The organism is Methylocystis suflitae (genome assembly GCF_024448135.1).
GTDB classification, from domain to species: Bacteria; Pseudomonadota; Alphaproteobacteria; order Rhizobiales; family Beijerinckiaceae; genus Methylocystis; species Methylocystis suflitae.
The window spans coordinates 1-553 of the sequence record NZ_JAMRYX010000107.1 but is presented as its reverse complement, the minus strand read 5'-3'; the positions used below and the strand labels follow the sequence as shown (position 1 = coordinate 553).

The following is a 553-nucleotide window of genomic DNA, read 5'->3' as shown; positions in this document are numbered from 1 at the left end:
CTTGTCGCTCTCATCGCAACAAATCCTTCGCAAAACTTTTCCATCCCTCAAATTCTCGATAACCACCGTTAATGTAAAATATCGTTGCCCCGATCACTCTTCGGAGGGCTCCTCTCCTTTGAAAATCAAGACGTACAGTATTTGCAGCAATGGCTCGATCAATCTCAGCTCGCGCGCGCGCAGCTGATGATTGTAAATCACATTTTTCTCTTAAGTACGACTCGCTATCGACGATCCGGCACCGCAATATTTCTAACTGCATAATTCTGGTCTCGCATGCCACCGCGGCTCCGCCTTTAGAACCTTCTGATTTTATCCAGTCCTTAATCCGCACCTTAAGCAAGTCAAAAGGAGAGATCAAATTTATCCTCGTAGTGATGTGGTTGGATGTATTGGTAGAATGTCGACGATACACTTGTAGGGCGGTACGGATAAATTTACGACATCCTAAGGCGTCAGCTAAGTTATTTATCCAGCCATCATGCCCGTACGTGGCCGGAACAGGTATAATTAAAGGAATCATAATTGATTTAAACGCGGTGCAGCAGCCGAG

General features: G+C 45.6%; 1 protein-coding gene. It reads right to left on the bottom strand.

Features of this window, described 5'->3' with window-relative positions:
- Positions 1-10: 10 nt before the first annotated feature.
- A partial coding sequence (locus NEI07_RS09345) for a glycosyltransferase family protein (protein WP_256034191.1) occupies positions 11-553 on the bottom strand: 543 nt, incomplete at its 5' end.